This window comes from Cytobacillus sp. FSL W7-1323, from assembly GCF_038595015.1.
Lineage (GTDB): Bacteria > Bacillota > Bacilli > Bacillales > Cytobacillaceae > Cytobacillus > Cytobacillus kochii.
On the sequence record NZ_CP151998.1, the window covers coordinates 1412287 to 1423624 of the forward strand.

An 11338-nucleotide genomic window follows, 5' to 3' on the forward strand; every position below is an offset into this window, starting at 1 on the left:
GAGGGGTTTCCTTTGCACAAAATTCAAGATTTAGGTAATGATATTAAACTGATTGATTTAATGGATTTACAAACACCTGAGCGTACGGGGGCGTATATATTAGGTGCTGAAGAATTAACAGTGATTGAAACAAGTGCTAGTCCTTCGATTCCCCATCTTATAGAAGGAATGCAGGAATTGAACATTAACCTTGAAGACATCAAGCATATTATTGTCACTCATGTACATTTAGACCATGCTGGGGGAACTGGTTTGTTCTTAGAACAATGTCCAGAAGCAAAAGTATATGTTCATCCAAGAGGTAAACGGCATTTAGCTGACCCTAGTAAATTAATTGCTGGTGCTAGAATGGTATATGGCGATGATTTTGATCAACTATTTAATCCGATTGTGCCAATTGATGAGAAGAGATTAGTCGCGATGGAAGAGGGACAATCATTGGATATCGGTGGGCGTTTGTTAACTTTCTATGATACCCCTGGCCATGCAAAGCACCACTTTTCAATCCATGATTCGAAAAGTAATGGCTTCTTTACTGGCGATACAATTGGCGTATTTTATCCTAACATAGCAAGAAAAGGTTATCCATTAGTTCTGCCATCGACTTCTCCTAATCAATTTAATCCAGAGGCGATGTTATCTTCTGTTGAAAAAATCGAATCACTTCAACCACAACATATCTTTTTTGGGCATTATGGTGAGGGCCCTGAACCAAAGGATGTTTTTACTCAAATTCGTTATTGGTTACCTATATTTACTTCAGTTGCAGATGACGTTTTTCTCCAAGGAAATGACATAATAAAAATGCAAGAAGCCATACAATCGGAATTGTTGGAACAAGTAAAACATTATTTATTAACAGCGCACGATGTTGAACTTAGTGCAGAGGATAAGAAGCTAATAGGCTTAGATTTAAATGTCTGCACAATGGGGATGATTGATAGATTGCAGAAAGTGAAATAAAGATTTAAGTCGTGTGGTTTGGAGGTAATTAACATGGATTTGGAAGAAATAAGATCAGAGATACAGCATCGTCAATCAGATATATTGGGTAGCTCCAGATTGGTTAAATTCGCTGTTCTTCTTCCCCTAATAGAAAAAGATGGAGAAATACATATTTTGTTTGAAGTACGGTCTTTATCTATGAGAAGACAGCCAGGGGAAATTTGCTTTCCTGGGGGGAAAATGGATCAAGACGATGTGGATTTAATAGAGACGGCAAAAAGGGAGACCAGTGAAGAGTTAGGTATCCCAATTGGAGAAGTCTCTGTTTTTTCAGAACTTGATTATGTAGTGACACCTTATGATACAGTGATTTATCCGTTTGTAGGCACAATAGAGAGCATCAGTGATCTTAAGCTAAATCCAGAGGAAGTGGATCAAATTTTCACAGTACCACTTGCTTATTTTTTGAAAGAGGGACCATCTATTCATTATATTGAGATGAAGCCAGAGCCTAATAGTAGCTTTCCCTATCATCTCATTCCTAATGGGGAAAAATATAAATGGCAAACGCGGAGGATGCAAGAAATTTTTTATACTTATAAAGGTCATGTGATATGGGGGTTAACAGCTAAGATACTGTATCATTTTTTGACGCTTATCCAGGATGAAAATAAATAAATTTTCAAAATGTTATTGACGATTCCCTATAAAAGGGTATATGATGTTAAACAAATAAATATGAACTTCTTATCCAGAGAGGCGGAGGGACTGACCCAGAGAAGCCTCGGCAACCAGCAATCTTTTGTATGGTGCTAATTTCAGAGGATATTATCCAAAGATAAGGAGAAGGTGAGCTCGTTAATTCAAAGCCCTTCTGCCTCTTCTAGGTAGAAGGGCTTTTTATGTGATAGAGCTAATATTTTATTGGAATATAAAATATATTCAGATTTCATATTGACGACAAATCATTTTTTGGATATAATTCTATTTGTAATTAAAGTATTAACGCTTTAAAAAATAAAATATTTCTTATCGAGAGTGACGGAGGGATCAGGCCCTATGAAGTCCGGCAACCTTCAAGCAATTGCTTGAAAAGGTGCTAAATCCTGCAGGCAGTAAATGTCTGGAAGATAAGATGAGGCAACCCCCTCTTCTTATGAAGAGGGGGTTATTTATTTTAATCATCCGACTAAAAAGTAGAGGAGAGTATATAATGACGAATCAATTTAACACTTATGATGATGAGACGATTTTATTACATGGAGGTCAATCACCAGACCCGACAACGGGATCTCGTGCAGTTCCTATTTATCAAACAAGTTCATATGTTTTTCATAATACAGACCATGCGCAAAGCCTATTTTCATTAGATGAGACGGGAAATATCTATTCACGAATCGGTAATCCAACGGTAGATGTATTAGAAAAACGTATTGCTTTATTAGAAGATGGGGTAGCGGCAGTAGCGACTTCATCTGGAATGGCAGCTATAGCTCTTTCAATTATGAATATTGCCCAAGCGGGTGATGAGATTGTTGCAGCGTCGAACCTTTATGGTGGAACATATAATCTTTTTGCCATAACACTTCCGAAATATGGGATTAAAGTTCATTTTGTTGATGGATCTGACCCTGAGAATTACCGTAAAGCGATTACGCCAAAAACTAAGGCTTTATATGGAGAGATTATTGGGAACCCAAGTCTTCATGTCCTAGATGTAGAGGCAGTTGCAAATATTGCTCATGATAATGATATTCCCCTTATTATTGATAATACTTTCGCTTCACCTTATCTTTGCAAACCAATCCAATGGGGAGCAGATATTGTCATTCATTCGGCAACAAAATGGATTGGTGGTCATGGAACAACAATTGGCGGACTTGTAGTTGATGGCGGACGATTTAATTGGAATCATGATAAGTTTCCTGGTTTTACTCAGCCAGATCCAAGTTATAACGGTATTGTTTATGCGAATGAGTTTGGTACACTCGCTTTTAGTACAAAACTTCGTGTTCAGTTGCTGCGCGATTTTGGGTCATCTTTAAGCCCACATAGTGCATTTCTTTTACTCCAAGGATTGGAAACACTCCATTTACGTATAGAGAAACATACGGAAAATGCAGCGAAGATAGCCCATTTCTTAAACGCTCATCCAGCTGTCGATTGGGTCGCATATCCAGGTTTAGCAGAGCATCCAGCGCATGAACTCGCGAAGAAATATTTAAACACTGGCTTCGGTTCCATTGTGAACTTCGGTATTAAAGGTGGCCGAGATGCGGGTAAAAAAGTGATAGATACAATTGCATTGTGGTCTCATGTAGCCAATGTAGGTGATGCGAAGTCACTCATTATTCATCCGGCTTCAACCACACATCAACAGTTAAGTGCAGAAGATTTAATTAAAAGCGGTGTAAGTGAGGAACTCATACGTTTATCAGTTGGGATTGAATCGGTTAGAGATTTAACCAATGACTTAGATCAAGCCTTCTATGAAGCGACTGGTATTTCTTCGAAGGGAGAACAAAAAGGAGAAACAGCAGTAAATGATGAAGGTGTTATTCGATGGGCATTACAATCATCCTCATTAAAAGAAGATGTGGATGGCAAAGAACTGCAAAGAGCAAAAAGGATAGCTGTTGTTGGATTAAGTGGAAATCCTGCTAGACCAAGTTACCGTTTAGCAAGAAAAATGCAAAGATTAGGTTATCAAATCGTGCCAGTTAATCCAAGAGAAACAGAAGTATTAGGTGAACAGGCATATCCAAATTTAAAATCCATTCCTTTTACCATTGATATTGTGCAAGTATTTAGAAGCCCTGAAGCTGCGATAGAAGTGGCGAAAGAGGCAGTAGAAATCCAACCGAAAGTTTTCTGGCTACAAGAAGGTGTCATTTCACCAAAAGCAGTTGAAATAGCAAAAGAAGCCGGACTTGAAGTGGTACAAAATCGCTGCACATATAAAGAGGCACAGAGATTAAGAGGTTCTATTGTAACCTTTGCTTGTGAAATTTAAAACCGAGATTGAGGAGAGTCATCGATGAAAAAATGGTTCGTATTTTTAATTGTCGTTTTATCAATTGGATTCATTAGTGCTTGCGGAGATAGTGAGGCAAGCACTGATGATAGTAATGACGAAGGAAAACCAGAAAAAATTGTTTTAGACTATGCCTATTATTCTCCAACAAGTGTAGTTTTAAAGAAATTCGGCTGGGCAGAAGAAGCGTTTGCCGAAGATGATATTGATGTTGAGTTTGTCCTCAGTCAAGGAAGTAATAAGGCACTTGAGTTTCTTAATAGTAGCAGTGTTGATTTTGGCTCAACTGCAGGTGCAGCGGCATTAATTGCAAAAGCAAATGGTGCTCCAATTGAATCAGTCTATATATACTCAAAACCAGAATGGACGGCATTAGTTGCACCGAAAGAATCAGCTATCAAATCAGTTGAAGACTTGAAGGGAAAGAAAGTAGCAGCAACGATTGGAACAGATCCATATATCTTTTTACTGCGCTCATTAAATGAAGCCGGATTAACATCAGCGGATGTTGAAATCGTTAACTTGCAACATGCTGACGGTGGAACGGCATTAACAACAGGGCAAGTAGACGCTTGGGCTGGTTTAGATCCCCATATGGCTAAATTAGAACTTGAAGCAGACACAGAATTTATTTATCGAAATATCGATTTTAACACTTATGGCACATTAAATGTGAGAAGCGAATTTGCTGAGAAGTATCCTGAACAAGTGAAAAAAGTAATTGAGCTTTATGAAAAAGCTCGTACATGGGTATTAGAAAATCCTGAAGAAGCGGCAGAGATACTGGCAGAAGAAGCACAAATCACCCTAGAGGTAGCGAAAAAAGAATTAGAGAGAAATGACTTTAATGAACCAATACCTGGTGAAGTGCAAATAGAAGCATTAAATGCTGCTGGTGAGGTTTTAAAAGAAGAAGGCATTATTAAGAGTGATGACGTAGGTAAAGTGGTTGATGAATTAATAAACCCAGATTTCTCAACAGAGGTCATTCAATAGGGTTGGTAAAGGAGAATGAATATGAAGGAAGTCATAGCGATCCCCAAAGTAAATGAGGGTAAGGAGAAGCATAGAAAAATTAACCCTAGTATTCAAAGGGTATTACTTGGAAGTATCGTGCCAATCTTACTTATTCTTGCATGGGAGTACTTGAGTCGGATCGGTGTGTTCCCTCCTCATTTACTCCCGGCTCCATCAATCATTTTGCAATCACTTATGACAATGACGACAGATGGAAGTTTATGGACACATACGAGCATTACATTATATCGCCTTGTGCTTGGTTTCTTATTTGGCACTGCTGCAGCTTTAATTATCGGCGCCGCTGTTGGCTACTTTTCAACAGTTGAAAGTTTATTAGATCCCCTGATCCAAGCTTTTCGTTCCATACCTTCATTGGCATGGGTGCCATTATTTATTCTTTGGATGGGAATTGGGGAACCTTCCAAGGTGGTTTTAATCGCTGTCGGTGTTTTCTTCCCAGTTTATCTAAATATCGTTTCAGGCATTCAAGGAATTGACCGTAAACTAATTGAAGTGGGGAAAATCTATCATTTTAGCTCATGGCAATTAATTTGTAAGATTATCTTACCAGCAGCTTTGCCATCTTTTTTAGTAGGGCTGAGAAGCGGATTGGGACTTGGTTGGATGTTTGTTGTTGCAGCTGAATTAATGGGAGCTTCTACAGGTATTGGCTACTTGCTTGTTTATGGCCAAAACACTTATGCACCGGAATTAATTATTTCTAGTATCGTCTTATTTGCCATATTAGGAAAAATAACAGATGCCATTTTAAAAGGGTTAGAGACAAAAACATTGCATTGGCAAGATACGATCGTCAAGAAGTAGGAGGTGGCAAGATTGTTATCAATTGAGCGAGTGTCTAGAACTTTTTCAAATGGAACAACGGGATTCAAAAATATTGACTTAAAGGTAGAAAAAGGTGAAGTCATTGGAATCTTAGGAACAAGTGGTTGCGGTAAAAGTACGCTCTTACGTGTATTATCCGGCTTGGATAAACAATATGATGGCCAGGTTGTAATAGATGGCGAAACTGTCCATGATGTTCATAAGAAAATCGGGATGATTTTCCAAGAACCTAGATTGATGCCTTGGTTAAAAGTTTATGACAATATCGGATTCGGTCTACAAAAAAAAGTTCAAAGTAAAATAGCGCAATATATTAAAGCCGTTGGGCTAGAAGGGTTTGAAAACCATTACCCGAAAGATTTATCTGGCGGGATGGCGCAAAGGGTGGCCATTGCCAGAGCCCTCGTTACCTCACCAGAAATATTACTTTTAGATGAACCGTTTAGTGCATTAGATGCTTTTACAAAAATGCAATTACAAGATTTATTACTGAATCTCTGGCAAACCTATCAATCAACTATCCTCTTAGTAACGCACGATATTGATGAAGCATTATATTTAGCCGATCGCATTATTATTCTTAGGGGACAGCCGGGAGAATTATATCAAGAAATAAAAATTGAAAAATCAAAACCAAGATCAAGAGGAGATAAAGATCTTGCTGCACTAAAAGATGAGATTTTGCAATTATTAGATTTATCTCATTCGAAAGCAATCTAAAGATAAAGGAGCTAATGAATTATGACAGTGATAGAGCGGCAACAGCTTGCCCCCATTGAAGGAGATTACAACTTAACAAACTATGAAGAGGCATGTCAAAATATTTCATGGGATGAGGTTAAACAACAGTTTAGCTGGAGCCAATCAGGTCTAGTCAATATGGCTCATGAATGTATTGATAAACATGTGGTTGACGGTTATGGAAACAAAATAGGGTTGCATTATGTGAATGGTTCATATGAAGAGACATACACATTCGCAGAGATTAAAGAAAAAACGGATCATATCGCCACCGTTTTAAGAAACCAAGGGGTGAAAAAAGGTGATTTCGTTTTTATTTTTCTACCTAAACATCCCGATTGTTATTTTACAATGATTGCCACCATTAAACTCGGCGCAATTGCGGGTCCTCTTTTTGAAGCATTTATGGAGGAAGCAGTAAAAGATAGAATCTCTGATTGTGATGGGAGATTTTTGATTACGGATACTGACTTACTTAACAGGGTACCAAAGAACGAACTGCCTTGTTTAGAGAAGATATTTCTTACTGATGCTGATGACGTACAATTATTAGGTGAAAAAGAAATTTCACTCATCAAAGAATTAGAGAAAACAGTAAAAGAAGAAGATATCACGACGTGGGTTGATCTCGAGCATGGTTTAAACATCCACTATACGAGCGGTTCAACAGGAAAGCCAAAAGGAATTATTCATGCTCATAGAGCGATGGTTCATCAATATCAAACAGGGAAATGGGTACTCGATTTAAAAGATGATGATGTGTATTGGTGTACCGCACATCCAGGTTGGGTTACGGGAACTGTGTATGGCATTTTCACACCTTGGTTAAATAGAGCGACAATTGTTGTTAATGGTGGCCGCTTTGATGCAAAGGGTTGGTATCATACATTAGAAACAACTGGAGTATCTGTATGGTATAGTGCACCGACAGCATACAGAATGTTAATGGCAGAAGGAAATGACCTACCAAATGATTATGATTTATCCAACTTAAGACATTTATTAAGTGTTGGTGAGCCGTTAAATCCTGAGGTCATTTATTGGGGACAAGAAACGTTAGGGAAAAGAATTCATGATACATGGTGGATGACTGAAACAGGGGCACAATTAATTGTCAATTTACCTTCAGAAGTAATTAAACCCGGATCAATGGGTCGACCATTTCCTGGTATAAGCATCGCTATCCTCGATGATGATGGTGTCGAACAATCAAGAGGGTCGATTGGTCACTTAGCAATTAAAGCACCATGGCCAGGAATCATGAAAGAAGTATGGAAGAATGAGGAGAAATACCAGTCATATTTTCCTTTTGAAGGTTGGTATGTATCAGGAGATCTAGCTGTTCAAGATGAAGATGGATATATATTCTTCCAAGGTAGGAGTGATGATATGATCAATTCTTCCGGGGAGAGAATCGGACCTTTTGAGGTTGAAAGTAAGCTCATTGAACATCCTGCTGTAGCAGAAGCTGGAGTCATTGGAAAACCAGATGCATTAAGAGGAGAAATCGTCAAAGCCTTTATTGTCCTAAGAAAAGGATTTACAGGCAGTGATGTACTACTTGAAGAGATTAGAAGGTTTGTAAAAACAAGATTAGCTGCTCATTCTGCCCCACGAGAAATGGAAATTGTCACAGAACTACCTAAAACAAAAATCAGTGGAAAAATATTGCGCAGAGAATTAAAGGCAAGAGAGCTTGCCAAACTTAGTAAAAAATTACAGTAATATGATGTAATGGGAGGTAAAGGGTTTTGACGATAAATATCGCTTTACTTGGCTATGGTACTGTTGGTAAAGGCGTTTACCGTACAATTCAACAGCATCAAGGGCGTTTACAAAAGTTATTAAGTGAAGAAGTAAAGGTTGTTGCTATTCTAGTGAGGGACATTAAGAAGCATACTGCCCCCGATCAGTCAGTTATGTTGACAAACCAATATGAAAAAATCCAACAATTGGAGAATATTGATGTAGTAATTGATGCAATTGTTGGTATTGAACCGGCTGCAACTTATTTACAAAGTGCGATTGAAAAAGGTCGCCACGTAATTACGGCAAATAAAGAGATGTTTGCAGAAAAAAGTAATATCTTAAGAGAATTAGCAAAAAAATATCATGTCTCAGTCGGCTACGAGGCTACTGTAGCAGGCGGTATTCCTATTATTCAAACTTTAAAAAAACTACTAAATGCTAATAAAGTAACGAAGGTTGAAGGCATATTGAATGGTACATCTAATTTTATATTAACTAAAATGAGAGAAGAGCAATTATCATTTGATAATGCTCTGGCGCTAGCGCAAAAATTAGGTTATGCGGAAGCGGATCCGACGAATGATGTTGAAGGCTTTGATGCGTATTATAAAGCTGCTATCTTAAGTGAGTTGATTTATGGAGAGAAACCAAAAAGCGAGCAGATTGAAAGAAACGGGATTGCGAGTATTGCTAAATCAGATATTACTTTCTTTAATGAATTAGGTCTTAGATACAAGCACGTGGCAACTATTGAATACGCTCATTCTCAAGTAAAATGTGCTGTTCGGCCAGTGTTAGTTGAAAGTAACCATCCTTTATATCAGGTGGAAGGTGTGCAAAATGCTATCCATATCGAGGCGGATATTGTCGGGAGTATTAGTTTGCAGGGGCCAGGTGCAGGTATGTATCCAACAGCAAGTGCAATTATAGAAGATTTGATTCATTTATCAGAAAAGGCTCAGGAGTATACTTTTAATGAAGAGTCCACCCTTGATCAACAGCGTAGTGCGAAAACGAGTTGGATTGCATATGGACGCTCTGCCTTACAGCAATTACCTGAAGGAGCAGAAATTATGAAGATGATTGCTAATGATACATGGGTAGTAGAAATAGAGGGGGATTTACGTATAGAAGATGCATCCTTAATTCAAATATTAGGTGATGCTACAAGATTAAAAGAAATGAAAAAAATCCATTAAAGTAGTGGATGATAAATCCTTATAATTCTATTGATAAAACTAGACAATTTCAAGTATCAGTATCATGGTCAAATTTACTTACCTTGTTCAACTTGAGGAATCGTTCGTTGAACAAGGTAAGTATTTTTATGGCTCTGTTAACATTAGTCAATAACAATAACTAAGCAGTGAAAGAAATCATATTTGCGAAGAATATGAATATTTGTAGGGTTCTTTTTGAAGTCCTGCTTAACTAAAATGAAAAAAAGCAGTATCTCAGTATTCATCAAAGTAAATAAAATAATAGAATGAATATTCTTATGTAGAAAGGCCATACCGTTAAAAAATGAAAATAACTAGTGTTAATAAGCAAAGGATGAAGGAAAAATTTTTTCTGTAAACTTTTAAATCATCAACAACGAACTGTTTTATTTCATAAATGTAGCGTTGATTATCTAAATAAAAAAGGATAACTAGCCCTTATTTATAGACTAACTATCCTAGGAAATATAATCTTTAATAAGATTTCTCACCAGTTTTTAGACGGATTGCGATGGTGTTTTTACTGATTGGTTTGGAAGTAACGTTTGATTGATTTCTGAATATAAATCCTTTATATTGACAGTGACAATTTTGGCTCCGATCTGTACGTGAACCATATTATCAAAGACAGCTGTAACGAGACCATTTAAAGACACGCTTGTTCCGATACTTACATCTTTCTTTTCATTCTTTCTGATATTCGTAACTTTGTTATTTGCCATATTCTCCACCATCCATTCTTATAAATTATAAGTACAGAAGTCTTCTACTTCATTTACACTATATCTCTTTATATTACCTGTTTATAGTAAAATAAACGTTAAAAGTGAAAATGTCCAGTAAAAAGGTTGGTCTTTTTATCGACAAATTTCTCTCATTCTATATTTGTAATAAATCATTCAATTGCTTCTTTAAATCAGGATATTGATTAAAGTTTGTAATCATTCCTTTAATGACTGGAAGTCTGGGATATTCCCTTTGGGTTTCTTCTTCTATCATATCGAGGGAGACCTCTAATGTTTCCTTATCGTCGCATGCTTGTATTTGTTTTCTAATATCTGCGATGGTAGTCGATGGACTAGTATTTGGTAAACATATATTAAAATTATGCAGGAAACGGTTCATCTTAGCTTCAGTGATCAAAGGTTCTTCTTTTTTTAGACCTTCTGCTAAAGAGTCCATTCTATTTAATAAATAATCAGTCACATGCTCAGGCTTAAATATTTCTTTGTCAATGATTAATATTTTTACGTATGAATGAAAAAGACCATCAAGGAGTTGAGATAAATCCCATAAATAAGGAGTCATTTCTTCTCCATATATAGAAGATAAACTTTTGCGGTAAAATTCATTCATTTCAATTTGCTTTGTGAATAATAATTCTTTAATTGATTCATTAATAGGTATGGTTTGTTCTCTTGTTTGAGTAATAATAAAATCCTTATGTTGGATTAACATATCAATGGTTGTATTGATTTGTGCCTTGAATTTTTCTCTGGCTGTGAGGTTCTTATTGTCCCACTGCATGATTTCTTCAGTTAATTGATCAAAATAATATATTAATAAGGACTCTAACAATTTTTCTTTTGATTTAAAATATAAATAAAACGCACCTTTGGAAATGCCGCTATCAGTGGCGATATCTTGTACAGATGTGGCAGTATATCCTTTTTTAGCGAACAATTTAATCGCAGCTTCAATAATTATTTTTTCTTTTTCTTTCATCTGTAACAACTCCTTAACCGAAGAAGAATCTCCGTGTTAACAAAAACTTCACAATAAT

At 36.8% G+C, this 11338-nt stretch carries 10 protein-coding genes and 2 riboswitches; of the genes, 8 read left to right on the forward strand and 2 right to left on the reverse strand.

Going from position 1 to position 11338, the window contains the following annotated elements:
• Window positions 1-12: 12 nt before the first annotated feature.
• The 8 genes from MKX67_RS07360 to MKX67_RS07395 all read left to right on the forward strand — a co-directional run bounded on the left by MKX67_RS07360 (window position 13) and on the right by MKX67_RS07395 (window position 9534).
• Window positions 13-963: an MBL fold metallo-hydrolase gene (locus MKX67_RS07360; RefSeq protein ID WP_322909116.1), complete on the forward strand. Its 951-nt coding sequence runs from the start codon at window positions 13-15 to the stop codon at window positions 961-963.
• Between the two features lie 33 nt (window positions 964-996).
• Window positions 997-1623 (forward strand): CoA pyrophosphatase, encoded by a 627-nt coding sequence (locus tag MKX67_RS07365; RefSeq protein ID WP_095369977.1) that lies wholly within the window; start codon window positions 997-999, stop codon window positions 1621-1623.
• A gap of 66 nt (window positions 1624-1689) precedes the next feature.
• Window positions 1690-1790, forward strand: a riboswitch (SAM riboswitch).
• A gap of 181 nt (window positions 1791-1971) precedes the next feature.
• A riboswitch (SAM riboswitch) is annotated at window positions 1972-2082 on the forward strand.
• Between the two features lie 76 nt (window positions 2083-2158).
• Window positions 2159-3958 carry a PLP-dependent aspartate aminotransferase family protein gene (locus MKX67_RS07370; RefSeq protein WP_095369976.1) on the forward strand — a complete coding sequence of 600 codons (1800 nt, stop codon included), beginning with the start codon at window positions 2159-2161 and terminating at the stop codon, window positions 3956-3958.
• A gap of 24 nt (window positions 3959-3982) precedes the next feature.
• Window positions 3983-4975 carry an aliphatic sulfonate ABC transporter substrate-binding protein gene (locus tag MKX67_RS07375; RefSeq protein WP_307318278.1) on the forward strand — a complete coding sequence of 331 codons (993 nt, stop codon included), beginning with the start codon at window positions 3983-3985 and terminating at the stop codon, window positions 4973-4975.
• A gap of 21 nt (window positions 4976-4996) precedes the next feature.
• On the forward strand, window positions 4997-5824 hold the full coding sequence (locus MKX67_RS07380; protein ID WP_233435275.1) for an ABC transporter permease: 828 nt from the start codon (window positions 4997-4999) through the stop codon (window positions 5822-5824).
• Window positions 5825-5836: 12 nt separating this feature from the next.
• Window positions 5837-6565, forward strand: coding sequence for an ABC transporter ATP-binding protein (locus MKX67_RS07385; protein WP_307318281.1), 729 nt, complete (start codon window positions 5837-5839; stop codon window positions 6563-6565).
• 21 nt (window positions 6566-6586) lie between these two features.
• Complete coding sequence (acsA, locus tag MKX67_RS07390) at window positions 6587-8311, forward strand: acetate--CoA ligase (RefSeq protein WP_341091882.1); 1725 nt, start codon at window positions 6587-6589, stop codon at window positions 8309-8311.
• Between the two features lie 26 nt (window positions 8312-8337).
• Complete coding sequence (locus MKX67_RS07395; protein WP_342489082.1) at window positions 8338-9534, forward strand: homoserine dehydrogenase; 1197 nt, start codon at window positions 8338-8340, stop codon at window positions 9532-9534.
• A 518-nt stretch (window positions 9535-10052) separates the two neighbouring features.
• Here the strand turns inward: MKX67_RS07395 and MKX67_RS07400 are convergent.
• Both MKX67_RS07400 and MKX67_RS07405 read right to left on the reverse strand, forming a co-directional pair.
• The gene (locus MKX67_RS07400) at window positions 10053-10277 is read right to left on the reverse strand and encodes a hypothetical protein (protein ID WP_095369970.1); all 225 of its coding nucleotides are present in this window, start codon (window positions 10275-10277) and stop codon (window positions 10053-10055) included.
• Between the two features lie 157 nt (window positions 10278-10434).
• Window positions 10435-11280 (reverse strand): TetR/AcrR family transcriptional regulator, encoded by an 846-nt coding sequence (locus MKX67_RS07405; protein ID WP_095369969.1) that lies wholly within the window; start codon window positions 11278-11280, stop codon window positions 10435-10437.
• Between the last annotated feature and the right edge of the window lie 58 nt (window positions 11281-11338).

Coding starts and splice junctions, on each gene's coding strand:
- MKX67_RS07365 (WP_095369977.1), top strand. CDS start 997: ATGGATTTGGAAGAAATAAGATCAGAGATACAGCATCGTCAATCAGAT.
- MKX67_RS07370 (WP_095369976.1), top strand. CDS start 2,159: ATGACGAATCAATTTAACACTTATGATGATGAGACGATTTTATTACAT.
- MKX67_RS07375 (WP_307318278.1), top strand. CDS start 3,983: ATGAAAAAATGGTTCGTATTTTTAATTGTCGTTTTATCAATTGGATTC.
- MKX67_RS07380 (WP_233435275.1), top strand. CDS start 4,997: ATGAAGGAAGTCATAGCGATCCCCAAAGTAAATGAGGGTAAGGAGAAG.
- acsA (WP_341091882.1), top strand. CDS start 6,587: ATGACAGTGATAGAGCGGCAACAGCTTGCCCCCATTGAAGGAGATTAC.
- MKX67_RS07400 (WP_095369970.1), bottom strand. CDS start 10,277: ATGGCAAATAACAAAGTTACGAATATCAGAAAGAATGAAAAGAAAGAT.
- MKX67_RS07405 (WP_095369969.1), bottom strand. CDS start 11,280: ATGAAAGAAAAAGAAAAAATAATTATTGAAGCTGCGATTAAATTGTTC.